The organism is Kitasatospora sp. NPDC006697 (assembly GCF_042869935.1).
Classification (GTDB): Bacteria; Actinomycetota; Actinomycetes; order Streptomycetales; family Streptomycetaceae; genus Kitasatospora.
The window spans coordinates 71,801-96,376 of the sequence record NZ_JBIAGU010000006.1; the positions used below are offsets into that span (position 1 = coordinate 71,801).

The 24,576-nt window shown below is 72.9% G+C and carries 21 protein-coding genes; 20 read left to right on the plus strand and 1 reads right to left on the minus strand.

The window, feature by feature from the left end; genetic code table 11:
- Window positions 1–54 precede the first annotated feature (54 nt).
- The 16 genes from ACFYNO_RS10435 to ACFYNO_RS10510 all read left to right on the plus strand — a co-directional run bounded on the left by ACFYNO_RS10435 (window position 55) and on the right by ACFYNO_RS10510 (window position 20,323).
- Entirely contained in the window at window positions 55–1,080 is a 1,026-nt protein-coding gene (locus tag ACFYNO_RS10435) for a rod shape-determining protein (RefSeq protein WP_388009140.1), read from the plus strand.
- A 47-nt stretch (window positions 1,081–1,127) separates the two neighbouring features.
- Window positions 1,128–2,075 carry a rod shape-determining protein MreC gene (gene mreC, locus ACFYNO_RS10440; protein WP_388008529.1) on the plus strand — a complete coding sequence of 316 codons (948 nt, stop codon included), beginning with the start codon at window positions 1,128–1,130 and terminating at the stop codon, window positions 2,073–2,075.
- Window positions 2,076–2,078: 3 nt separating this feature from the next.
- Complete coding sequence (mreD, locus tag ACFYNO_RS10445; protein ID WP_388008532.1) at window positions 2,079–2,696, plus strand: rod shape-determining protein MreD; 618 nt, start codon at window positions 2,079–2,081, stop codon at window positions 2,694–2,696.
- A gap of 42 nt (window positions 2,697–2,738) precedes the next feature.
- Window positions 2,739–4,952, plus strand: coding sequence for a penicillin-binding protein 2 (gene mrdA, locus ACFYNO_RS10450; RefSeq protein ID WP_388008535.1), 2,214 nt, complete (start codon window positions 2,739–2,741; stop codon window positions 4,950–4,952).
- Entirely contained in the window at window positions 4,949–6,151 is a 1,203-nt protein-coding gene (gene rodA, locus ACFYNO_RS10455) for a rod shape-determining protein RodA (RefSeq protein WP_388008538.1), read from the plus strand. Before mrdA ends, rodA begins: the two co-directional genes overlap by 4 nt.
- Before the next feature lie 78 nt (window positions 6,152–6,229).
- Window positions 6,230–8,158, plus strand: coding sequence for a TIGR03960 family B12-binding radical SAM protein (locus tag ACFYNO_RS10460; protein ID WP_388008541.1), 1,929 nt, complete (start codon window positions 6,230–6,232; stop codon window positions 8,156–8,158).
- Window positions 8,159–8,334: 176 nt separating this feature from the next.
- Entirely contained in the window at window positions 8,335–9,123 is a 789-nt protein-coding gene (locus ACFYNO_RS10465; RefSeq protein WP_388008544.1) for a TIGR03936 family radical SAM-associated protein, read from the plus strand.
- A gap of 423 nt (window positions 9,124–9,546) precedes the next feature.
- The gene (locus tag ACFYNO_RS10470) at window positions 9,547–12,975 is read left to right on the plus strand and encodes a ribonuclease E/G (RefSeq protein WP_388008547.1); all 3,429 of its coding nucleotides are present in this window, start codon (window positions 9,547–9,549) and stop codon (window positions 12,973–12,975) included.
- Between the two features lie 251 nt (window positions 12,976–13,226).
- A complete protein-coding gene (rplU, locus tag ACFYNO_RS10475) occupies window positions 13,227–13,541 on the plus strand; it encodes a 50S ribosomal protein L21 (RefSeq protein ID WP_388008550.1) in 315 nt (104 codons plus the stop codon).
- Between the two features lie 16 nt (window positions 13,542–13,557).
- Window positions 13,558–13,815 carry a 50S ribosomal protein L27 gene (rpmA, locus tag ACFYNO_RS10480; protein WP_030058248.1) on the plus strand — a complete coding sequence of 86 codons (258 nt, stop codon included), beginning with the start codon at window positions 13,558–13,560 and terminating at the stop codon, window positions 13,813–13,815.
- Between the two features lie 97 nt (window positions 13,816–13,912).
- Window positions 13,913–15,388, plus strand: a complete 1,476-nt coding sequence (obgE, locus tag ACFYNO_RS10485) for a GTPase ObgE (protein ID WP_388008553.1) — start codon at window positions 13,913–13,915, stop codon at window positions 15,386–15,388.
- 105 nt (window positions 15,389–15,493) lie between these two features.
- Window positions 15,494–16,630 carry a glutamate 5-kinase gene (gene proB, locus ACFYNO_RS10490; protein ID WP_388008556.1) on the plus strand — a complete coding sequence of 379 codons (1,137 nt, stop codon included), beginning with the start codon at window positions 15,494–15,496 and terminating at the stop codon, window positions 16,628–16,630.
- Window positions 16,631–16,714: 84 nt separating this feature from the next.
- The gene (locus tag ACFYNO_RS10495) at window positions 16,715–17,149 is read left to right on the plus strand and encodes a hypothetical protein (RefSeq protein WP_388008559.1); all 435 of its coding nucleotides are present in this window, start codon (window positions 16,715–16,717) and stop codon (window positions 17,147–17,149) included.
- 59 nt (window positions 17,150–17,208) lie between these two features.
- Window positions 17,209–18,477 (plus strand): glutamate-5-semialdehyde dehydrogenase, encoded by a 1,269-nt coding sequence (locus tag ACFYNO_RS10500; RefSeq protein ID WP_388008562.1) that lies wholly within the window; start codon window positions 17,209–17,211, stop codon window positions 18,475–18,477.
- Window positions 18,478–18,581: 104 nt separating this feature from the next.
- Window positions 18,582–19,172, plus strand: a complete 591-nt coding sequence (locus ACFYNO_RS10505; protein WP_388008565.1) for a hypothetical protein — start codon at window positions 18,582–18,584, stop codon at window positions 19,170–19,172.
- Between the two features lie 74 nt (window positions 19,173–19,246).
- Window positions 19,247–20,323, plus strand: a complete 1,077-nt coding sequence (locus ACFYNO_RS10510) for a hypothetical protein (RefSeq protein ID WP_388008568.1) — start codon at window positions 19,247–19,249, stop codon at window positions 20,321–20,323.
- Window positions 20,324–20,334: 11 nt separating this feature from the next.
- Here the strand turns inward: ACFYNO_RS10510 and ACFYNO_RS10515 are convergent, their stop codons facing one another.
- Window positions 20,335–21,438: a M48 family metallopeptidase gene (locus ACFYNO_RS10515; RefSeq protein WP_388008571.1), complete on the minus strand. Its 1,104-nt coding sequence runs from the start codon at window positions 21,436–21,438 to the stop codon at window positions 20,335–20,337.
- A 172-nt stretch (window positions 21,439–21,610) separates the two neighbouring features.
- Here ACFYNO_RS10515 and ACFYNO_RS10520 point away from each other — a divergent pair, with 172 nt between their 5' ends.
- The 4 genes from ACFYNO_RS10520 to ACFYNO_RS10535 all read left to right on the plus strand — a co-directional run bounded on the left by ACFYNO_RS10520 (window position 21,611) and on the right by ACFYNO_RS10535 (window position 24,570).
- Entirely contained in the window at window positions 21,611–21,757 is a 147-nt protein-coding gene (locus ACFYNO_RS10520; protein WP_388008574.1) for a hypothetical protein, read from the plus strand.
- Between the two features lie 146 nt (window positions 21,758–21,903).
- Window positions 21,904–22,050: a hypothetical protein gene (locus ACFYNO_RS10525; protein ID WP_388008577.1), complete on the plus strand. Its 147-nt coding sequence runs from the start codon at window positions 21,904–21,906 to the stop codon at window positions 22,048–22,050.
- A gap of 91 nt (window positions 22,051–22,141) precedes the next feature.
- Window positions 22,142–22,756 (plus strand): nicotinate-nucleotide adenylyltransferase, encoded by a 615-nt coding sequence (gene nadD / locus ACFYNO_RS10530; protein WP_388008580.1) that lies wholly within the window; start codon window positions 22,142–22,144, stop codon window positions 22,754–22,756.
- 47 nt (window positions 22,757–22,803) lie between these two features.
- The gene (locus ACFYNO_RS10535; protein WP_388008583.1) at window positions 22,804–24,570 is read left to right on the plus strand and encodes a LytR C-terminal domain-containing protein; all 1,767 of its coding nucleotides are present in this window, start codon (window positions 22,804–22,806) and stop codon (window positions 24,568–24,570) included.
- The last annotated feature ends 6 nt before the right edge of the window (window positions 24,571–24,576 follow it).

Here is a 24,576-nt window from a genome sequence, read left to right on the forward strand (position 1 = left end):
CCCTGCCCAAGACGTCCAGTTCGGGAAGGCGTTCCTAAGCCCATGGCCAACAACCTGTCGTTCATCGGCCGTGACCTGGCGATCGACCTCGGCACTGCCAACACGCTGGTGTACGTCAGGGGCAAGGGGATCGTCCTCAACGAGCCGTCAGTGGTCGCGGTGAACACCAACACCGGCGGCATCCTGGCGGTGGGCTCCGAGGCCAAGAAGATGATCGGGCGCACGCCCGGCAACATCATCGCCATCCGCCCGCTGAAGGACGGCGTGATCGCCGACTTCGAGATCACCCAGCGGATGCTGCGCTACTTCATCCAGAAGATCCACCGCCGCCGCTACCTGGCCCGCCCCCGCGTGGTGGTCTGCGTGCCCAGCGGCATCACCGGCGTCGAGCGCCGCGCCGTGGTCGAGGCCAGCCACCTGGCCGGCGCCCGCCAGGTGCACATCATCGAGGAGCCGATGGCCGCCGCGATCGGCGCCGGGCTCCCGGTCCACGAGGCCACCGGCAACATGGTGGTGGACATCGGCGGCGGTACCACCGAGGTCGCGGTCATCTCGCTCGGCGGCATCGTCACCGCCCAGTCCATCCGGGTGGCGGGCGACGAGCTGGACAACGCGATCGTCCAGCACATCAAGAAGGAGTACTCGCTGCTGCTCGGCGAGCGCAGCGCGGAGCAGATCAAGATGAGCATCGGCTCCGCCTACGGCTCCGAGAACGAGAAGGACGAGCACGCCGAGATCCGCGGCCGCGACCTGGTCAGCGGCCTGCCGAAGACCGTGGTGATCTCCGCCGCCGAGGTCCGCGAGGCCATCGACGAGCCGGTCAACTCCATCATCGACGCGGTCAAGACCACCCTGGACCAATGCCCGCCGGAGCTGGCGGGCGACGTGATGGACCGCGGTGTGGTGCTCACCGGCGGCGGCGCCCTGCTGCGCGGCCTGGACGAGCGGCTGCGCCGCGAGACCGGCATGCCGATCCACATCGCGGAGAACCCGCTGGACTCGGTGGTGCTCGGCTCCGGCCGCTGCGTCGAGGAGTTCGAGGCGCTGCAGCAGGTACTGGACGCGCAGCCGCGTCGTTAGACCGAAGAAGTCCGCACGTACTCAAGAAGAGGGGCGGCCCCAGCGCCGTGAGGGACACACGAGAGAGCCGACTGCTGCTCATCCTGCTGGTGGCTGTCGCCTTCGCCCTGATCACCGTGGACATCAAGGGCGGCGAGAGCTCCCCGCTGAACGGTGCCCGCAAGACCGCCGCCGACCTGCTCGGCCCGGTCGAGCGGGGCACCGCGGGGGCCGTCGACCCGATAGCCCGCACCATCCGGGCGATCCGCGACTCGGGCACCCAGCAGCAGCGGCTGGACCAGATCGGCAACGAGAACACCGAGCTGCGCCAGCGGCTCGCCTCCTCCGACCTGGCCGGCGCGCGCACCAAGCAGCTCGACGACCTGCTGCGCACCGCGGGCACCGGCGGCTACACCATCAAGGCCGCCCAGGTGATCGCGATCGGTGCGGCCCAGGGCTTCTCCTGGACCATCACCATCGACGCCGGCAGCGACGACGGCCTGCAGCGCGACATGACCGTGATCAACGGCGAGGGCCTGGTCGGCCGGATCACCACGGTGGCCCGCACCACCGCCACCGTGCTGCTCGCCAACGACCCCGGCTTCACCGCCGGCACCCGGATGGAGGGCAGCGGCGAGATCGGCTTCGCGGCCGGCCAGGGCGCCAGCCCGATGAAGGTGGAGCTGCTCAACGGCAAGGCCCAGGTCAAGGCGGGCGACCGGCTGGTCACCTTCGGCTCGCAGAGCGGGCGCCCGTTCGTGCCCGGGGTGCCGGTCGGCAAGGTGGTGCAGGTGGAGGCCACCCCCGGCGAGCTGACCAAGACCGTGCTGGTCGAGCCCTTCGTCTCGTTCACCCGGCTGGACCTGGTCGGCGTGGTCGTGGTGCCGCCGCGCACCGACCCGCGCGACTCGGTGCTGCCGCCGGTGCCCACCGGCACCCCGACCCCGCAGGCCGCCGCCCAGCCGCCGGCCGCACCGCAGCCGCAGCCCAGCTCCGCACCTTCCGGGGGTAACTGACCGATGGCCATCAAGCGCGTCCTGCTGGCCGCCGTCCTGCTGCTGCTCGCCCTGGTGGTCCAGGTCAGCGTGCTCGGCCGGCTGCAGCTGCCCGGGGCCACCCCGGACCTGCTGCTGCTGGTGGTGGTCGGCCTGGCCCTGGTCTTCGGACCGACGGGCGGCTCGCTCACCGGCTTCGCCGGCGGCCTGCTGGCCGACCTGGCGCCGCCGTCCGACCACGCGATCGGCCGGTACGCCCTGGTGCTCTGCCTGATGGGCTACGCCGCCGGGATGTTCCGGGCCGAGCCCGGGCGGCAGCGCTCGGTGCTGGTGCCGCTGCTGGTGGTGGCCGGCTCCGCGGTGCTCTCCACCCTGCTCTACGCGCTGGTCGGCGCGCTGGTCGGGGACACCGCGGCGCGCCACGTCGGCCTGCCCGGGCTGCTGGTCAGCGCCGTCCTCTACGACCTGCTGCTGGCCCCGTTCGTGGTGCCCGCGGTGATGCTGCTGGCCCGCCGGTTCGACGGCGGCCCGCTCGGTGGCGGCGAGGCGACCGGCTCCGGGCTGGGCACCGTGGCCCGCTACCGCACCACCCGCCAGAGCTCCGCGGTCGGCCCTGGCCGCCGGTTCCGCAGCGCCAAGTAACCACCCGAACCGCACGTCTGACACCCAGGGGAGACCTCAGCCGTGAGCAACATCCCGCAGACCGGCCGCACCCGCCGCCTGACGATCCGTCTGGTGGTGCTGCAGGTCCTGGTGCTGTCGCTGCTGGGCACGCTCGGCGGCCGCCTCTGGTACCTGCAGATCCGCAGCGGCAGCGAGTACACCGCCAAGGCGTCCAGCAACCACATCCGCGAGGTGGTCGACCCGCCGGTGCGCGGCGAGATCCTGGACGCCAACGGCAAGGTGCTGGCCGGCAACCAGACCAAGCTGGTGGTCTCGGTCTCCCGCACCTCGCTGCTGCAGCAGAAGGACCACGGCAAGGCCGCGCTGGCCCGGCTGGCCGAGGTGCTCGGGATGAACGCCAAGGACGTCTCCGACAAGGTCCGGCTCTGCGACGCCAAGACCCCGCAGCCCTGCTGGAACGGCTCGCCCTACCAGCCGATCCCGGTGACCGACCAGGCCACCACCCAGCAGGCGATGCAGATAATGGAACGGCGCGAGGACTTCCCCGGCATCACCGCGCAGCCCACCGCCGTGCGCCAGTACCCGAGTCCGGACGGCGCCAACGCCGCCCAGCTTCTCGGCTACCTCTCCCCGGTGACCGACGACGAGGTCAGCAAGACCGCCGGCAAGACCGGCAAGGACAAGTACCTGCCCTCCGACGAGATCGGCCGGGCCGGCCTGGAGTCGGTCTACGACCAGGACCTGCGCGGCACCACCGGCGTGGACCGGCTGGAGGTGGACAACCTGGGCCGGGTGATCGGCAGCGCCGGCACCACCCCCGCCCAGCCCGGCGACAACGTGGTCACCAGCATCGACTCCCGGGTGCAGAAGGTGGTCGAGGACAACCTGGTCCAGGCCATGAACGACGCCCGCACCCAGTTCGACAAGGAGACCAACAAGAACTACGTGGCGGACTCCGGCGCGGCCATAGTGATGGACGTGCACACCGGCCGGGTGATCGCGATGGCCAGCGCGCCGACCTACGACCCCAACCTCTGGGTCGGCGGGATCTCCGCCAAGGACTACGCCAACCTGACCAACCAGGACTCCAACTACCCGCTGCTGAACCGGGCGATCCAGGGCCAGTCGGCCCCCGGCTCGACCTTCAAGGTGGTCTCCACCTCCGCCGCGGTGCAGGCCGGCTACTCGCTGGACGGCCACTACCCGTGCCCGTCGAGCATGACCATCGGCGGCCGCGAGTTCAAGAACTTCGAGGGCGAATCCGCCGGTGACATCTCGCTGGAGAAGGCGCTGGAGATCTCCTGCGACACCGTCTTCTACGGGCTCTCCTACGACCAGTGGATGAAGGACGGCGGGATCAAGCCCAAGTCCGACCCGGCCGACTGGTTCTACAAGACCGCCCACCAGTTCGGCCTCGGCGCCAAGACCGGCATCGACCTGCCCTCCGAGGTGACCGGCCGGGTGCCGGACCGCCAGTGGAAGACCGACTTCTTCAACGCCAACAAGGACGCCTGGTGCAAGCAGGCGGCCGGCGGCGGCACCGACTACGCCACCCAGATCGCCCGCGAGAACTGCGTGGACGGCAACGTGCTGCGCGCCGGTGACTCGGTCAACTACGCGATCGGCCAGGGCGACACCCTGGTCACCCCGGTGCAGATGGCCCGGATCTACTCGGCGCTGGCCAACGGCGGCACGCTCTACCAGCCCTCGGTGGCCAAGGCGATCGTCACCCCGAGCGGCCAGCTGGTCCGGGACATCGCCCCGGTGGTGGCCGGCAAGCTGCCGGACGACCAGAAGACCCTGCAGTACATCAACCAGGCCACCGCCGGCGTCATCACCGAGGGCACCGCGGCCTGGAAGTTCACCGGCGCCGGCTGGCCGCAGGACAAGATCCAGCTGCACGCCAAGACCGGCACCGCCGAGGTCTACGGCAAGCAGACCACCTCCTGGCTGGCCACCTACAGCAACGACTACGCGGTGATCATGACGATCAGCCAGGCCGGCACCGGCTCCGGCGGCTCGGGTGACGCGGTCCGCAAGATCTACCAGGCGCTCTACGGCGTGGACGACAAGGGCGGGATCGACAACAGCAAGGCGCTGCTGCCGACCCCGCAGACCCAGCTGCCCAAGTTCAACCCGGACGGCACCGCGGTGCTGCGGCAGGCCGCCTCGTTCACCGTCGACTACCCGGCCCCGGTCCCGGCGCTGCCCGCCACCGCAACCGACCAGGTCGCCGTCGAGCCCAACCGGTCCTACGGAAGGAGCCGGGTGTGACCTCCTCCTACGGTTCGTACCGCCCGCTGCGGTTCAGCCCCGAGCGGGGCCCGCTGGCCCGGGCGCTGGCCAAGGACGCCCCGCTGCGCCGGATCGACTGGATAATGGTGCTGGCCGCGCTGGCGCTCTCGCTGGGCAGCTCGCTGCTGGTCTGGTCGGCCACCAAGGGCCGCGACTCGCTCACCCACGGGGACCCGCAGTACTTCCTCTACCGCCACCTGACCAACCTGATGATGGGTCTGGTGCTCTTCGGCATCGCGGTGGCGATAGGGCACCACCGGATCCGGGCCGCGGTGCCGCTGCTCTACCTGGGGGCGGTCCTGCTGCTGCTGGCCACCCTCAGCCCGCTCGGCTCCACCATCAACGGCGCGCACTCCTGGATCCAGTTCGGCGGCGGCTTCTCGATCCAGCCCGCCGAGTTCGCCAAGCTGGCGATCGTGCTCGGGATGGCGATGATCCTCTCCTCCCGGGTGGACTCGGGGGAACGCGAACTGCCCTCGGACAAGAACGTGCTGCAGGCGCTGATGCTCGGCGCGATCCCGATGGGCATCGTGCTGATGATGCCCGACCTGGGGTCGGTGATGGTGATGACGGTCACCATCCTGGGCATCCTGCTGGCGGCCGGCGCCCCCAACCGCTGGCTCTTCGGCCTGCTGGCGGCCGGCGGGCTCGGCGCCACGGCGATCTGGAAGCTGGGCGTCCTCAGCAAGTACCAGATCGACCGGTTCGCGGCCTTCGCCAACCCCAAGCTCGACCCCTCCGGGGTGGGCTACAACACCGCCCAGGCCCGGATCGCGATCGGCTCCGGCGGCCTGACCGGCAAGGGCCTGTTCCACGGCACCCAGACCATAGGGCAGTTCGTCCCCGAGCAGCAGACCGACTTCGTCTTCACGGTGGCCGGCGAGGAGCTGGGCTTCATCGGCGGCCTGGCGATCATCCTGCTGGTCGGCGTGATCCTCTGGCGCGGCTGCCGGATCGCCCGGCAGGCCACCGACCTGTTCGGCACCGTGGTGGCCGGCGGCGTCACCACCTGGTTCGCCTTCCAGTCCTTCGAGAACATCGGGATGACCCTCGGCATCATGCCGGTGGCCGGCATCCCACTGCCGTTCGTCAGTTACGGCGGCTCCTCGATGTTCGCCGGGTGGATCGCGATCGGTCTGCTGCAGGCGGTGCGCACCCAGCGGCCGATCGCGGGCTGAAGGGCGTCCGGACCGGTTCGTCCGACCCGGTACCCTTGAGGGTCACCCGCCTGCATCTCTCACAAAGGGTTTCCCCGTATGCCAGTCGAGTCGGTCTTCCCACGCCTGGAGGCCCTCCTCCCGCACGTTCAGAAGCCGATCCAGTACGTCGGTGGCGAGCTCAACTCCACCGTCAAGGAGTGGGAGTCCTGCGACGTCCACTGGGCGCTGATGTACCCGGACGCCTACGAGGTCGGGCTGCCCAACCAGGGCGTCATGATCCTCTACGAGGTGCTGAACGAGCAGCCGGGGGTGCTGGCCGAGCGCACCTACAGCGTCTGGCCCGACCTGGAGGCCCTGATGCGCGAGCACGGCGTGCCCCAGTTCACGGTGGACGCGCACCGGCCGGTGAAGGCCTTCGACTTCTTCGGCCTGTCCTTCTCCACCGAGCTCGGCTACACCAACATGCTGGCCGCGCTCGACCTGGCCGGCATCCCGCTGCTGGCCGCGGACCGGACCGAGGACGACCCGGTGGTGCTGGCCGGCGGCCACGCCGCCTTCAACCCCGAGCCGATCGCCGACTTCCTGGACGCGGCGGTGGTGGGCGACGGCGAGCAGGCCGTGCTCGACATCACCCGGATCACCAAGGAGTGGAAGGCCGAGGGCCGCCCCGGCGGCCGCGAGGAGCTGCTGCTCAGGCTGGCCCGCACCGGCGGCGTCTACGTGCCCCGGTTCTACGACGTCGAGTACCTGCCGGACGGCCGGATCGCCCGCGTGGTCCCGAACGCCCCCGGCGTGCCCTGGCGGGTCTCCAAGCACACCGTGATGGACCTCGACGAGTGGCCCTACCCCAAGCAGCCGCTGGTCCCGCTGGCCGAGACGGTACACGAGCGGATGTCCGTGGAGATCTTCCGCGGCTGCACCCGCGGCTGCCGGTTCTGCCAGGCCGGCATGATCACCCGCCCGGTCCGCGAGCGCAGCATCACCGGCATCGGCGAGATGGTCGACCGCGGCCTCAAGGCCACCGGCTTCGAGGAGGTCGGCCTGCTCTCCCTCTCCAGCGCCGACCACACCGAGATCGGCGACATCGCCAAGGGCCTGGCCGACCGCTACACCGAGGACAAGATCGGCCTCTCGCTGCCCTCCACCCGGGTCGACGCCTTCAACATCGACCTGGCCAACGAGCTGAGCCGCAACGGCCGCCGCTCCGGCCTGACCTTCGCCCCCGAGGGCGGCTCCGAGCGGATCCGCAAGGTGATCAACAAGATGGTCTCCGAGGAGGACCTGATCACCACCGTCGCCACCGCCTACGGCAACGGCTGGCGCCAGGTGAAGCTCTACTTCATGTGCGGCCTCCCCACCGAGACCGACGAGGACGTGCTGCAGATCGCCGAGATGGCGAAGAACGTCATCGCCAAGGGCCGCGAGGTCACCGGCACCAACGACATCCGCTGCACCGTCTCGATCGGCGGCTTCGTCCCCAAGCCGCACACCCCCTTCCAGTGGGCCCCCCAGCTCTCCGCCGAGGAGACCGACGCCCGCCTCGCCAAGCTGCGCGACGCCATCCGCGGCGACCGCAAGTACGGCAAGAACATCGGCTTCCGCTACCACGACGGCAAGCCCGGCATCGTCGAGGGCCTGCTCTCCCGCGGCGACCGCCGCCTGGGCGCCGTCATCCGCGCGGTCTACGAGGACGGCGGCCGCTTCGACGGCTGGCGCGAGCACTTCTCCTTCGACCGCTGGATGACCGCCGCCGACAAGGGCCTCACCGGCACCGGCGTCGACGTCGCCTGGTACACCACCCGCGAGCGCTCCTACGAGGAGGTCCTGCCCTGGGACCACCTGGACAGCGGCCTCGACAAGGACTGGCTCTGGGAGGACTGGCAGGACGCCCTGGAGGAGGTCGAGGTCGACGACTGCCGCTGGACGCCGTGCTTCGACTGTGGGGTGTGTCCGCAGATGGACACCACGATCCAGATCGGCCCCACCGGCAAGAAGCTGCTCCCGCTGACCGTGGTCGGCAAGTGACCCGGGGCCGCCCCCGAGCTGGGTGTTCGGGGGCGGCCCGCGGGCGCGTACCCTGTGAGACTGATGGGATGTCCCGGCCGATGGGCCGGGGCCGGCTACTGATGAAGGACTGAGCGACTCTGGCACGCCGCACTCCGGATGGTCCGCCTCCCGCGCCGACGGTTCAGCGCATTCGGTTGCGCTACACCAAGCGGGGCCGTCTGCGATTCACCAGTCACCGTGACTTCCAGCGCGCCTTCGAGCGGGCGCTGCGCCGTTCCGAGGTGCCGATGGCGTACTCGGCCGGGTTCACCCCGCACCCCAAGGTGTCGTACGCCAACGCCGCGCCGACCGGGGTGGCCAGTGAGGCCGAGTACCTGGAGATCGGGCTGGCCGATGTCCGCGATCCGGAGCAGCTGCGGGTCCGTTTGGACGAGTCGCTGCCGACCGGTCTGGACATCATCGACGCCGTCGAGGTGCGGACGCCGAACTTCGTGGAGCGGCTGGAGGCCTCGCTCTGGGAGCTCCGGCTCCCGGAGGTGAGCGAGGAGGCGGCGGCCGCCGCGGTGGCGCGGTTCCTGGCGGCGGAGCGGGTCGAGGTGGAGCGGCAGACCAAGAACGGGCTGCGGGTCTTCGACGCGCGCGGCGCGGTGGCCCGGTTCGAACCGGTCCTGTCCCAGGTGGCGGTTGGTCCGGTCGGGGAATCGGTTGGCACCTCCGATGTCCGGATCGAGCGACCCTGTGCGATACTGCGCCTGGTAGTACGACACGCCACACCAGCCGTACGACCAGACGACGTCTTGTCCGGTCTCCGTCTGACGGCCGACCTGGCGCTGCCGGTCCCCGCTGAGGTGACCAGGCTGGCGCAGGGGCCGCTCGACGAGGAGACCGGCACGGTGACCGACCCGCTGGCGCTCGACCGCGCTGCGGCCCCGGCCGTCCCATCGGAGACGGCCGTAGAGCCGCAGGCCGCAGCGTCCGCCTAGCGGGCGGAGCCGGGGACCGGACTAACCAACCGGTCCCGTGAGCTCCGGGCCCCCGCGGCTCCCCAGGGGAGCGAGCGTCGTCGCGCACTGGCCGCTCCTTCGTCGGCCGGTCGGCCCGCCAACGGGTCGGCGGCCCCAGGAGCACCACGCCGCCTTTGGGCCGGCGGGGCCCGCCCCGGGAGCCACCCTGGGTTGTGGGGCCGCGCAGCTTGGGAAAACCTGAGAACGCTGGTCCGACCAGAAGACTTTCGACACCCCGCACCGTGCGGGGCGCCGAGCGAGACTACGAGCCCCTGTGCGGCCTCGCGTCCGCACGGCGGCACCGTGGAGAGTCGGCCAGGGCGCCGAGCGCCCGCGGCCGGCCCGTGGTGCCCGGCCGTGCCCGGATACGGAGCCCGGGGGCCTGACGGGAGATCCACCCGCATGCCTGAGAACGAGAACAACGATGCGCAGACGCCCGCAGGTGAACTGGCGGGCGATGCCGCGCCGCCGCGCCGCCGCCGTCGCGCGGTGAGCCGTCCGGCCGGTGCCCCGCAGGGCGCGGCCGAGGCCGCCGAGACCGTGATCCCGGTGGAGGCCGCCGAGGCCGCCGCGCCGGAGCCGGCCGCCGCCGAGGAGCCCGCCGCGCCGGTCCGGGCGCGCCGCACCCGCAAGCGGGCCGAGGCGCCCGCCGGTGCCCCGACCGCCGTCGAGCCGGCCGCGGCCGAGCCGGCCGCCGTCGAGGAGCAGCCGGCCGAGGTGCCGGTCGCCGAGGAGAAGCCGGTGCGCGCCCGTCGGACCCGCAAGCGGGCCGAGGCGCCGGTGACCACTGTGGCCGAGGAGCCCGTGGTCGAGGAGCCGGCTGCCGTCGAGGTGCCGGTCGCCGAGGAGAAGCCGGTGCGCGCCCGTCGGACCCGCAAGCGGGCCGAGGCGCCGGTGACCACTGTGGCCGAGGAGCCCGTGGCCGAGGAGCCGGCCGCCGTCGAGGAGCCCGCCGCCGAGGAGCCGGTGGCCGAGGAGGAGCCCGCGGCCGAGCCCGAGCAGCCCGCCGCCGAGCACCACCGCACCCGCCGCCGCGCCGTCCGCCCGGCCACCGCGATCTTCCAGGCCCCGGTCTTCCAGGAGCCCGCCGCCTTCGTCGCCCAGCCGCAGACGCAGGCCCCGGCCCCGGCCCAGACCCAGGCCCCGGCGGCCGCCGCCGCGCCGGCCGAGCAGCCGGCCGTGGAGGCCGAGCCGGTCCGCACGGGCGAGGACGAGGAGTACGAGTACAGCGGCGTCGGCCGCCGCCGCCGGGTGACCCGTTCGGCCGTCCGGGTGACGCCGTCGGCCGCGAAGTCCGCCAGGTCGGCCAAGGCCGTGGCGAAGGCTCCGGCCCCGGCCCCGGTCGTGGCCCCTGCCCCGGCCCCGGTCGAGGAGCCCGCCGAGCCGGCCCAGGTCGCCCAGGAGACCGGCCCGGAGGCCGACGGCTGGGAGGAGGACCGCCCGTCCTCGCGCCGCCGCCGCCGCGGTGGCCGCCGCCGTCGCCGGGGCGAGGCCGAGGACTTCGAGGCCGCTTCGGCCGAGGAGCCGGTGGCCGAGCAGTCCCAGGTCGAGGACGAGGCCGAGGAGGCCGACGAGGACGGCGACGAGCTGGCCGGCGGCCTGGCCTCGTCCCGCCGCCGCCGTCGGCGCCGCCGGCGCAGCGGTGACGGTGCGGCCGAGCCGGCGGAGACCACCGAGGACGGCGTCCGCACGGTGGTCAAGGTGCGCGAGCCGCGCCGCCGCTCCACCGAGCCCGCGTTCGACCCGGACGAGGTGCAGTCGATCAAGGGTTCGACCCGCCTGGAGGCCAAGAAGCAGCGCCGCCGCGAGGGCCGCGAGCTGGGCCGCCGCCGGGTGCCGATCATCACCGAGGCCGAGTTCCTGGCCCGCCGCGAGTCGGTCGAGCGGGTGATGGTGGTCCGGCAGAACGGCGAGCGCACCCAGATCGGCGTGCTCGAGGACGGCGTGCTGGTCGAGCACTACGTCAACAAGGAGCAGGCCACCTCCTACGTCGGCAACGTCTACCTGGGCAAGGTCCAGAACGTGCTGCCGTCGATGGAGGCCGCGTTCGTGGACATCGGCAAGGGCCGCAACGCGGTGCTGTACGCCGGTGAGGTCAACTTCGGCCAGCTCGGCCACAGCGGTCCGCGCCGGATCGAGTCGGTGCTGAAGTCCGGCCAGTCCGTGCTGGTGCAGGTCTCCAAGGACCCGATCGGCCACAAGGGCGCCCGGCTGACCAGCCAGATCTCGCTGCCCGGCCGCTACCTGGTCTACGTGCCCGAGGGCTCGATGACCGGCATCAGCCGCAAGCTGCCCGAGAACGAGCGGGCCCGCCTGAAGCAGATCCTCAAGAAGATCGTGCCGGACGACGCGGGCGTGATCGTGCGCACCGCCGCCGAGGGCGCCAGTGAGGAGGAGCTCACCCGCGACGTGCAGCGCCTGCAGTCGCAGTGGGAGGAGATCCAGAAGAAGGCGGCCACCGGCAACGCGCCGACCCTGCTCTACGGCGAGCCGGACATGACCGTCCGGGTGGTCCGCGACATCTTCAACGAGGACTTCACCAAGGTCATCGTCTCCGGCGCCGAGGCCTGGAACACCATCCACGGCTACGTCGCCTCGGTGGCCCCGGACCTGACCGAGCGGCTGCAGCGCTGGACCAGCGACGTGGACGTGTTCGCCACCTACCGGATCGACGAGCAGCTGATGAAGGCGCTGGACCGCAAGGTCTGGCTGCCCAGCGGCGGCTCGCTGGTGATCGACCGGACCGAGGCGATGGTCGTGGTCGACGTCAACACCGGCAAGTTCGTCGGCCAGGGCGGCAACCTCGAGGAGACCGTCACCCGCAACAACATCGAGGCGGCCGAGGAGATCGTCCGCCAGCTGCGGCTGCGCGACCTCGGCGGCATCATCGTGATCGACTTCATCGACATGGTGCTGGAGTCCAACCGCGACCTGGTGCTGCGCCGGCTGCTGGAGTGCCTGGGCCGGGACCGGACCAAGCACCAGGTGGCCGAGGTCACCTCGCTGGGCCTGGTGCAGATGACCCGCAAGCGGGTCGGCCAGGGCCTGCTGGAGTCCTTCTCCGAGCCCTGCGTGCACTGCAACGGCCGCGGCGTGATCGTCCACATGGAGCAGCCGACCTCGGTCGGCGGCGGTGGCGGCACGGTCGGCACCGCCGGCGAGGCCGGCTCCGGCAAGCGCCGCCGCCGGGGCAAGGGCGGGGCCGGGCACGAGGAGCCGACCGCCGTCGAGGCGCTGGTCGACGAGCTGCCCGAGCGGGCCGAGGACGAGCACGACCACGAGCACGAGGAGTTCGAGACGGTGCTCCGCGAGGAGCCGGCCGTGGTCGAGGAGCTGGTGGTCGAGGAGGCCCCGCAGGCCACCGAGGCGCCCGCCGAGCAGCCGACCGCCCCGGCCGGCCGCCCGCGCCGCCGCGCGGTCCGCAAGGCCACCGCACCGGCCGGTGCCTCGGCCCCGGAGATCGTGGTGCTGCAGTCCCGGGCCGAGGCCGTGATGGAGGCCGCGCTGGCCGCCGCCGCGGAGGCCGCCGAGGCTGCCGGGAAGTCGGCCGAGCCGACCTCCGAGGCCGTCGAGGCTGTCGAGGCCGTGGAGCCCGCCGCCGAGACCACCGAGGAGGCCGTCGAGGCCGCCGAGGCCGCCGAGGAGGCCGAGGAGGCCCCGGCCCCGAAGAAGCGCGCCGCCCGCAAGACGGCCGCGAAGAAGACCACCGCCGCCAAGAAGACCACGGCAGCGGCGGCGAAGAAGACCACCGCCCGCAAGACCGCCACCAAGCGGACCAGCGCGGCGGCCAAGAAGGCGGCCGCTGCCGAAGGTGAGTCGGCGGCCGAGTGACGCCCGCGGTCCGGGGCGGGCCAAGTGCCCGCCCCGGACCGCGGACGGACCGGCCGTTCCCGGGCCCGGCTCGCCCGGTTTGCCCCGAGGGCGGCCGGTCCGTATTCTTGACCCTCGGCGTGTCTACGCCACGCTCCCGAGCACCTCACCTCCTGATCCTGTTCGCGCAGGTCGGGGGAGGCCTCCTGTGTCCGTACCCAGGTGGCTGGCATCGGCGAGTTCCGAACCGAGCAGTGGAAAGCAGGTACCGCATGTACGCGATCGTTCGCGCCGGCGGCCGCCAGCACAAGGTCGCCGTCGGCGACGTGCTGGAGATCGACCGTGTCGACGTCAAGCCGGGTGACTCGGTGGAGCTCGCGACCATCCTGGTCGTCGACGGCGAGGCCGTCACTTCCGACCCGTGGGTGCTGGCCGGTGTGAAGGTTCACGCCGAGGTCGTCGACCACACCAAGGGCGAGAAGATCACGATCCTCCGCTACAAGAACAAGACCGGCTACCGTCGGCGCCAGGGTCACCGCCAGCGCCACACTGCCATCCGTATCACCAGCATCGACACCGCGAAGTAAGTAAGGGGATAGCGAGATGGCACACAAGAAGGGCGCAAGCTCTACCCGCAACGGTCGTGACTCGAACGCCCAGCGCCTCGGCGTGAAGCGGTTCGGCGGCCAGGTCGTCAGCGCCGGCGAGATCCTGGTCCGCCAGCGCGGCACCCACTTCCACCCGGGCGCGGGCGTCGGTCGCGGTGGCGACGACACCCTGTTCGCGCTGACCGCCGGTGCGGTCCAGTTCGGCAACCGCCGCGGCCGCAAGGTCGTCAACATCGTGGCCGTCGAGGCCTGATCCAGCGTCACCGCTGGATCCCTGCAGGGTGGATCGGGTTCTCCGGTCCACCCTGCGTGTTTTCCCCCACCCCCGTCGCCCAATGGAGGCACCGCTCATGACCACCTTCGTGGACCGCGTCGAACTGCACGTCGCCGCGGGTAACGGGGGCCACGGCTGCGCCTCCGTGCACCGAGAGAAGTTCAAGCCGTTGGGCGGACCCGACGGCGGCAACGGCGGTGAGGGCGGCAGCGTCACCCTGGTGGTGGACAGCCAGATCACCACCCTGCTCGACTACCACCACTCGCGCAGCCGCAAGGCCGGCAACGGCAAGCCCGGCGCGGGCGGCCACCGCACCGGCGCGCTCGGCGAGGACATCGTGCTGCCGGTGCCGGACGGCACCGTCGTGCTGGACCGCCAGGGCAACCTGCTGGCCGACCTGGTCGGCCACGGCACCTCCTTCGTGGCCGCGGCCGGCGGCCGCGGCGGCCTGGGCAACTCGGCGCTGGCCTCGGCCCGCCGCAAGGCCCCCGGCTTCGCCCTGCTCGGTGAGCCGGGCGAGGTCCGCGACATCGTGCTGGAGCTCAAGTCGGTCGCCGACGTGGCCCTGGTGGGCTACCCGAGCGCCGGCAAGTCCTCGCTGATCTCGGTGCTCTCCGCGGCCAAGCCGAAGATCGCCGACTACCCGTTCACCACCCTGGTGCCGAACCTGGGCGTGGTCACCGCGGGCGAGACCGTCTACACCGTGGCCGACGTGCCGGGCCTGATCCCCGGTGCCAGCCAGGGCCGCGGCCTGGGCCTGGAGTTCCTGCGCCACGTGGAGCGCTGCAGCGTGCTGGTGCACGTGCTGGACTGCGCCACCCTGGAGCCCGGCCGGGACCCGCTCACCGACCTGGAGACGATCGAGGAGGAGCTGGCCCAGTACGGCGGCCTGGAGGACCGGCCGCGGCTGGTCGCGCTCAACAAGGTCGACGTGCCGGACGGCCAGGACATCGCCGACCTGACCCGGGCCTCGCTGGAGGAGCGCGGCTACCGGGTGTTCGAGGTCTCCGCCGCCTCCCGCAAGGGCCTGCGCGAGCTGAACTTCGCGATGGCCGGGATCGTCGCCGAGGCCCGCGCGGCCAAGCCGGTGCAGGAGAACACCCGGATCGTGCTGCGCCCGGTGGCGGTGGACGACGCCGGCTTCACGGTCACCGAGGAGGACGGCGCCTTCCGGGTGCGCGGCGTCAAGCCGGAGCGCTGGGTGCGGCAGACCGACTTCACCAACGACGAGGCCGTCGGCTACCTGGCCGACCGGCTGGCCCGCCTCGGTGTCGAGGACCAGCTCTGGAAGTCCGGCGCGCACGAGGGCGACACCGTCATCATCGGGCCCGACGAGAACGCCGTGGTCTTCGACTGGGAGCCCACCATGGCCGCCGGCGCCGAGATGCTGGGCCGCCGCGGCGAGGACCACCGGTTCGAGACCCCGCGCCCCGCGGTGGACCGCCGCCGCGAGCGCCAGAAGGGCCGGGACGCGGCCGAGGCCGAGTTCCTCGCCTTCGAGGCGCTCTCCTCCGGCCGCCCGGCCGAGATCGGCGACGACGAGGACGAGTGACGCAGGGCCCCGCGCGTCATCCCATGCGGTGAAACGCGGTACGGGCGGGCCGCCGAATTCGCGTAGATTGCGCGCAACAGCGGAGTGCGGCGGCGAGGTAGGGCGATGAGCGAGCAGACACTGCGGCAGGACGTGCTGACGGCCCGTCGGATCGTGGTCAAGGTCGGTTCCTCCTCGCTCACGACCGCGGCCGGCGGCCTGGACGCCGACCGGGTGGACGCCCTGGTGGACGCGCTGGCCCGGCGGCTGGACGGGCCGCAGCCGCCGGAGATCGTGCTGGTCTCCTCCGGCGCCATCGCGGCCGGCCTGGCCCCGCTCGGGCTGGACCGGCGGCCGCGCGACCTGGCCCGGCAGCAGGCCGCGGCCAGCGTCGGCCAGGGCCTGCTGGTGGCCCGCTACACCGCCTCCTTCGCCCGCTACGGCCGCCGGGTCGGCCAGGTGCTGCTCACCGCCGAGGACGCCAGCCGCCGGGCGCACTACCGCAACGCCTACCGCACCCTGGACCAGCTGCTGGCGATGGGCGCCGTCCCGGTGGTCAACGAGAACGACACGGTGGCCACCGCCGAGATCAAGTTCGGCGACAACGACCGGCTGGCCGCGCTGGTCGCCCACCTGGTCCGGGCCGACCTGCTGGTGCTGCTCTCCGACGTGGACGGCCTCTACGACGGCGACCCGAGCAAGCCCGGCACCCGGCGGATCGCCGAGGTGCGCGGCCCGCAGGACCTGGCGGGCATCGAGATCGGCAGCACCGGCAAGGCCGGGGTCGGCACCGGCGGCATGGTGACCAAGGTGGAGGCGGCCCGGATCGCCACCGGCGCCGGCATCCCGGTGGTGCTCACCGCCGCCCGGCACGCCGCCGACGCGCTGGCCGGGCGCACCACCGGCACGCTCTTCCACCGCACCGGCTCGCGCAGCGCGGACCGGCTGCTCTGGCTGGCGCACGCCAGCAGCCCGCGCGGTGCGCTGCACCTGGACGAGGGCGCGGTCCGGGCGGTGGTGGACGGCGGCAAGTCGCTGCTCGCCGCCGGGGTGACCAAGGTGGACGGCGAGTTCGCCGCCGGCGATCCGGTGGACCTTCTTGCCGAAAACGGCCACATCGTGGCCCGTGGCCTGGTCAACTTTGATGCGAGGGAGCTGCCGCGCCTGCTCGGAAGGTCGACGCGGGACCTGGCCCAGGAACTGGGCGCCGCGTACGAGCGGGAGGTCATCCACCGGGACGACCTGGTCGTGCTGCGCGGCTGACGGACCGTCGGGCTGCGGTCCGTCCGGGCGGTTGCGCGGCGGGGCGCCGGTCCGGCACCGATCGGCGTCGAACGGGAGGACGCGGTGGGACTCGGGCGCGACCAAGCGCGGGCAGCGGCGACGGGAGCCACCGTCCGCCAACTGCACCCCCGGCGGGAGCCGCCGCCGGAACCGGAGCCCGCGCGGCTCTGGCACGTGGTGCTCAGCCTGGCCGGCGAGGTGACCCCGCTGGGCGCGCTGAAGGCCGGGCTGGAGCAGTTGGCGCACGACCACTCGTTCTTCCTGACGGCCCGCTACGCGGCCGACCACGCCGAGATCCGCTACTGGGAGCAGGCCCGCGACCTGCACGACGCGGCGGCGATCGCGCTGCGGCTGTGGGGCGAGCACCGGACCAGCGCCAAGCTGCCGCCCTGGGAGATCGTCGGCCTGGAGGTGATCGACCGGGCCACCTACCACCAGCGGATCGCCGAGGGCACCGGTGCGCCGGCCGGCCAGCTCGGCGGGGTGCACCCGTACTGAGCCGTCTCACCGGGTGAAAGGCGGCGGGCGGGCCGGTCGGCAGTGGCTAGGCTTCGGGCATGAGCATCGACAGCCCCGTCCTCGCCACCGCGCGGCGCGCCCGTACGGCCGCCGCCGCACTCGCCCCGCTGCCGCGTTCGGCCAAGGACGCCGCGCTGCTGGCCGTCGCCGACGCGCTGACCGCGCGGTCCGCCGAGATCACCGCGGCCAACGCCGAGGACGTCGAGCGGGCCCGGGCGGCCGGCACCGCCGAGTCGGTGGTGGACCGGCTCACCCTGACCGGGGAGCGGATCGCGGCGATCGCCGCCGACGTGCGCAAGGTGGCCGGCCTGCCCGACCCGGTCGGCGAGGTGGTGCGCGGCTACACGCTGCCCAACGGCCTGGACGTCCGTCAGGTCCGGGTCCCGCTCGGCGTGGTGGGCATCATCTACGAGGCCCGGCCCAACGTCACGGTGGACGCGGCCGCGCTCTGCCTGAAGTCCGGCAACGCGGTGCTGCTGCGCGGCTCCGCCTCCGCCTACCGCTCCAACACCGCGCTGGTCGCCGTGCTGCGGGACGCGGTGGCGGGCGCCGGGCTGCCGGCCGACGCGGTGCAGCTGGTGCCCGGCGAGAGCCGGGACTCGGTGACCGAGCTGATGAGGGCCCGCGGCCTGGTGGACGTGCTGATCCCGCGCGGCGGCGCCTCGCTGATCAAGGCCGTGGTGGAGGGCTCCACCGTGCCGGTGATCGAGACCGGCACCGGCAACTGCCACGTCTACGTGGACGCGCAGGCCGACCTGCCGACGGCGGTGGCGATCCTGCTCAACTCCAAGGCCCAGCGGGTCAGCGTCTGCAACGCGGCCGAGAGCCTGCTGGTGCACCGCGACATCGCCGAGGAGTTCCTGCCGCTGGCGTTCGCCGCGCTGGCCGGCGCCGGGGTGACCGTGCACGGCGACGAGGCGGTGCTCAAGCTGGCGGAGGGCTCGCCCGCCACCGTGGTGCCGGCCACCGAGGAGGACTGGGGTGCCGAGTACCTCTCGCTGGACCTGGCCGCCGCGGTGGTGGACTCGCTGGACCAGGCCGTGGAGCACATCCGCCGCTGGTCCTCCGGCCACACCGAGGCGATCGTCACCACCTCGCAGGCCGCCGCCCGCCGCTTCACCCAGCTGGTGGACTCGACCACGGTGGCCGTCAACGCCTCCACCCGGTTCACCGACGGGGGTGAGTTCGGCTTCGGCGCCGAGATCGGCATCTCCACCCAGAAGCTGCACGCCCGCGGCCCGATGGGCCTGCCGGAGCTGACCTCGACCAAGTACATCGTCACCGGCGACGGCCACGTGCGCGGATAGCCCGCAAGGGCCCGCCGGGGCCGACCGGAGCAACCCGGTCCCCCGGCCGGGCCCAAGTGCCGGGAGCCACAGACAAATCACGTCGGCGGTAATACGCTGAGTCCGTGGCTGAGGATGTGGGGGGCTCGCCGTACTCCGACGGCGACAACCACGGTGACGCGGACGACGAGTTCGCCACCGTGGTCTTTGACGAGGCGTTCGTCCGCTCCGCCGCGGTGCACGAGCCCAGCGCCAGAGAGCGCCAGTTGGCTGCCGCCGAGGCCCGGAACGAACAACTGGAAGCGGGCAAGTCGGTCTGGAGCCGGGAACCCTCCGGGGACCGCTTCGACGGACTGCCGCTCGAACTGCGCCCGCACCCGGCGGGCCGCGACGACGACCGGATCTACACCGACCCCTGGGTCGGCGCCGGCTACGGCCGGGGCCGACGCAGAGCCGTCCGCTGGCCCGGCTACGGCGCCCGCTCGGCCGCCCGCGGCCAGATCGCCCAGCAGCGCTGGCACCGGCCGCTGGCCTGGGTGCTGGTGATCGTGATGGGCGTCAGCCTGGTGGCGATCGCGGTGGCCGCGGTCTACCGCGGCTCGGGCAACGGCACCGGCCGCCGCCCGGTGGTCGGCACCAGCGGCCCGGCCTCCCCGGCCGCCACCGCGGCCCGCGCCGACCCGGTCGCGCCGGCCGTTCCGCAGCCCGCCGGGTGACCCCGGCCGGCCGGTCCCGGGAAGTTGCGCGCAGGGCCTCCTCCCGGGCCGGTCGAGGGCTCTACCCTTGACTCATGGGTGACCCGGGTGAGCCTCCGGAGGGTGTGCCCGAGGGCGGTTCCGGAAGCGATGACGAGTACCGATCCGTCGTCTTCGACGAGTCGTTCGTCAAGGCTGCCCGGATCACCGAGCTGTCGGCCGTGGAGCGGCTGGGCGGCGGCGCGCCGCGGGCGGTCCGGCACAAGCTCGGCCTGGGTCTGCTCGCCTCGCTGCCGCGCCAGGCGCTGACCCTGCTGCTGCTCATCGTGCTGGCCTTCGGGGCCGCCGTGTACTTCGGGGTGACCGGTCCGCAGCACCAGGCCGGCGGCCCGGCGGGCAGCCAGCTGACCAGCCAGCTGACCGCGCTGACTCCGCCCGCCGGCACCGTGCCGACGGTCGACCCGAGCAGCCCGTTCGCCAACCTCTCGGCCGCGGCGGGCTACGCGGACGGCAGCGCCGGCTTCGGCCTGCCTGCCGTCCGCACCAGCACCACCCACTTCACCCCGGACCAGGTGAGCACGGCGGTGGACACCGTGCGTCGCTACCTGATCGCCTCCGAGTTGTCCCAGGCGGTGCTGGTGCAGGGCGAGACGGCACCGGTGCGGGCGCTGGTCACGCCGGGGGAGCAGGCCCAGTTCGACCTCGGCACCACCGCGCCGAGCGACGACCAGCACCACAGCGCGACCGGCTGGATGGTCCGGTTCGACCCGATGAAGGAGGCGCTGGCCAGCGACACGGTCAAGGTGGCGGGCAGCGTGGTGGTGCGCGAGCTGGACCCGGCCACCCTGGAGCTGACCGCCGACCATACCCTGATCTACGCGCTGCGCCCGGCCGGTGCCGCGGTCACCGGGCCGGTCAGCCTCTACACGGTGCGCCGGGAGGTCCGCTTCGACCTGGACCGCACCGACATCGTGAACGCCCAGGTTCGGGTGGTCGACGTGGTGCAGCAGGCCGGGCCGAGCGCCTGCGGGGCGGTCCAGGACGAGTACCTCCAGCCGCTCGCCCCCGGGGCGACCGGCCCGGCCGCGGGACAGCCGGGCACGGTCGATCCGGGCGACCGCTCGCACCCGGCCTGGCAGGGCTGCGCGGTGCTGGGCGGTCCGGCGGGTTGAGCCCGGCGGGCTCAGCTGCCGGCGGGCGCCTTCTCCGGCTCGGCATCGCCGCCGTCGCTGCCGTTCCCGCTGCCCTTGCCGGCGCCGGTGAAGGTGTCGCGCAGCTTGCCGCCCACCGAGCCCGCGCCGTCCGCGATGTCGCGCAGCAGCGAGAAGAGCGGGTCCTTGCTCTCCTTTATCGACTTCCCGTAGGAGTCGGCCGCGGCCTTCCACTGGTCGCTGACCTTGGCCTGCGGGTCGTCGCCGCGGCGCGGGTAGGCGCCGGCCAGGATCGAGCGGTACTCGTCGCTCTCCGACCAGGCCTTGAGCTTGGCCACCCGGACCACCGCGAACGGGTGCGACTGGGGCAGCACCTGAAGCAGCTTCAGCACGCCGTCGCGCAGGTCGCCGGCCTTCTCGTACTCCTCGGCCTGCTCCAGGAAGGCGTCGACGTTCATCTCGCCCAGGTTGTGGCCGCCGGCCAGCTTCATCAGGCCGCGCATCGAGGCCTGCGGGTCCTGACCGGCCAGCAGGCCGGCCCGGTCGCAGGAGAGTTCGGCCTTGCGGAACCACTCCTTGAGCGCGGTGATCAGCGCCATGACCGCCAGGTTGCCCAGCGGCAGCCAGCCGATCCGGGTGGCCAGGCTGGTCAGGATCAGCAGCATGGTCCGGTAGACCGCGTGGCCGGACATCGCGTGCCCGACCTCGTGGCCGATCACGGCCCGCAGCTCCTCCTCGTCCAGCAGTTCGACCAGGCCGGTGGTCAGCACGATCACCGGGGTGTCCATCCCGATGCACATCGCGTTGACGGCGGGGTCCTGGGTGACGAACAGGTCCGGCACCTTGTCCAGGTCCAGGACGTAGGCCGCGTCCCGGACCATGTCGTACAGCTCCGGGTACTGGCGCTCGGAGGTCTTCACCGCGGTGGCCAGGAACATCAGCCGGACGCTCCGTTCGGAGACCAGTCCGGCCAGCTTCTTGAGCACGTCGTCGAACCCGGTGAGCTTGCGCAGGGCGACCAGCGCGGAGCGGTCGGCCGGGTGCTCCCAGGCCCGGGTGGAGATCTCGGGGAAACGCTGCCGGCGACGGCTCGGCACGTTGTCGGCCGGGCCGTCGGCCCGGGGGGAATCGGTCATGACTGCTGCGTCCCTCTCGACTCGTCTGTGCTGGTTCTCAACGCTCGACCGCCTCCGGACGTCCCCCGCGGGGGTGGTGCGGGGGCGGCCGCCGGGGGCGGTGCACCGGCCGGGTGTGAAGGCGGCCTAAGCTGGCTGCCCGATCGCACCACGTCCTCCGAGGAGCCCGCCGATGTCCCCCGCCGCCCTGGTGTCCCTGGCCGGTCCGATCTCCGCCGGTTCGGGTCCCGGCCTCTTCCTGCGCCTGATCGTGGTGGGCTCGATCCTCGGCGTGCTGGCGCTGGTCTGGATCCTGGCCCGGGCCAACCGCGACAACTGAGAACCCGGACGAGACCTCACCTGGAGTCAGACGCGGGGAGCCGCCGCGCGGTTGCGCACGGGCGCCCCGTACGATGAGCGCGCGGGCCGCCCCGGTCGCCGGGACCCGCGTCCTGGCCCCCACCGAGTCGAGAAGGCCCTGCCATCATGACCTCCAGTGCCCTGCCCACCCTGACCGCCCTGGCCGAGGGAAGCAACCACGACAGCCTGAACCCGCTGCTGACCGGTGGCAGCGCGCTCTTCATCCTGCTGCTGCTGCTCTTCATCACCACCCGGTTCAACCGCGACCGCTGAGCCGCGGCCGCCGCACCCCGGGGCGCCCCGGCCCCCCGGGGCCGCTCCGCGGTCGACCGGCCGTCTCGCGGGTCGCGTAAGGTGTGGCGGCATGACGGGAGAGAGCAGGCCGGAGCGGCGCAGGCGCCTCGGGGTGATGGGTGGCACCTTCGACCCGATCCACCACGGTCACCTGGTCGCGGCCAGTGAGGTCGCGAGCGCCTTCCACCTCGACGAGGTGGTCTTCGTGCCCACCGGGCAGCCGTGGCAGAAGAGCGAGCGCAAGGTCTCGCCGGCCGAGGACCGCTACCTGATGACGGTGATCGCCACCGCCGAGAACCCGCAGTTCTCGGTCAGCCGGATCGACATCGACCGCGGCGGCCCGACCTACACCGTGGACACCCTGCGCGAGCTGCGGGCCCAGCACCCGGAAGCCGACCTGTTCTTCATCACCGGCGCGGACGCGCTGGCCCAGATCCTCACCTGGCAGGACGCCGAGGAGCTCGCCTCGCTGGCCCACTTCATCGGCTGCACCCGGCCGGGCCACACCCTCACCGACCCCGGCCTGCCCGCCGGCGGGGTCTCGCTGGTCGAGGTCCCGGCGCTGGCCATCTCCTCCACCGACTGCCGGGTGCGGGTGGCCAAGGGCCAGCCGGTCTGGTATCTGGTCCCGGACGGAGTGGTGCGCTACATCGACAAGCGGGCCCTCTACCTGGACGCCGGCTGAGCCGGCCGACCGGCTGATCAGGACACACGGAAGAGCTTGGTGACGGCGTGACCGGAACGGCAGACCGCAACGGGCCCGAGGACGGCGACTGGTCCTCCGGCGGACACCCGCAGGCCTACCAGCAGCAGCCGTACGGGGAGTACGAGGCGTACGGGCAGCAGTACGAGCAGTACCCCGGCCACCAGCCACAGGGGTACCAGCAGCAGGAGTACCAGCAGCAGCCGTACCAGCAGCCGGTCTACGAGCAGCCGTACGGCGGCGACCAGGGCTACCAGCAGCAGGCCTACCCGTACCAGCAGCCGGTCTACGAGCAGCCCTACGGCGGCGAGCCCGGCTACGAGCAGCCGTACTACCAGGAGTACCCGGCGCAGCCGCAGTACCAGGCCGCGCCCCCGGTCCCGCCCGCTCCCGCACCCCCGGCGCCCGCCCCGCCCGCGGCGGGGCCGCCGCGCCCGCGGCAGGCCCCGCCGCAGGCCGCCGAGCCGTCCGCGGAGCCGCCGCAGCCCGCCGAGCCCTCCGAGAAGGTCGGCGGCCGCCGCTCGGCCGCCAAGCCGCGCCCCGAGCAGGACCCGTACCAGACCGGTGAGTTCACCTTCGTCGACGAGGAGGCGGAGGAGTCCGAGGACGTCATCGACTGGCTGAAGTTCGCCGAGTCCCGCAGTGAGCGCCGCGACGAGCGCCGCCGCAAGCTGCGCACCCGGCTGATCGGCGCGGGCGTCGCGCTGCTGCTCGCGGCCGGCGGCACGGTCGGCTACCTCTGGGCCACCGGTTCGATCTTCGGCAGCCCGACGGCCGCGCAGGCCACCGGCGGCCGCAACGTGGTGGCGGTGCACCTGCGCTCGCTGGACGGCAAGGTGAGCACCGCGCTGCTGGTCAATGACGCCTCCAACCACAAGGGCTCGGTCCTGCTGCTGCCGGACAACCTGCTGGTGCCCTCGGCCGACGATGGCGGCACCACCGCGCTGGCCGGTGCGCTGACCGGGCTCGGCCCGGCCACCACCCGGGAGGGCCTGGGCACCGTGCTCGGCGCCCCGGTCTCGGCCACCTGGCGGCTGGACACCCCGTACCTGCGGCTGCTGGTCGCCCAGCTCGGCGGGATCAAGGTGGACACCGACGTCCAGCTCACCGGCCCGGACGGCAAGGTCGCGGTGGAGAAGGGCAGCCAGCGCACCCTGACCGGGGACACCGCGGTGCTCTACGCCACCTACCAGGGTCCGGGCGAGGCCCGGGACGCCCAGTTGCACCGGTTCGGCCAGGTGATGGCCGCGGTGATCGCCGCGATGCCGAACACCATGGCGGACGCCCAGGACGACGTGCACCGGATGGGCCAGGTGCCGGACCCCTCGCTGCCGGAGCGGTCGCTGGCCGGCCTGCTGGTGCAGCTCAACCAGCAGTCCGCGGCCGGCCACCTGAGCACCTCCGAGCTGCCGGTGCAGCCGGACGGCACGCTGGACGAGGCCAAGGCCGGCCCGCTGGTCAAGGACGTGCTCGGCGGCACCGTGCACACCGCGCAGGCCACCAGCGCCCCGGCCCGGGTCAGCCTGGTGGACGCCAGCGGCAGCACCGACAACGCCCAGGCCGCCCAGGCCCAGGTGATCAACGCCGGCCTGACCTTCGTGCCCAACGGCGGCACCGCGCCGGTGCAGCCGACCAGTGAGATCCGCTACACCGACGACTCCCGGGCGCAGGCCGCGCACTCGCTGGCGGCCAGCCTCGGCCTGCCGGACAGTGCGGTGAAGAAGGTCTCGGCCGCCCAGACCGCCGACCTGGTGGTGCTGCTCGGCAAGGACTACCAGGCGCCGAAGGCCCAGTAGCCCGGG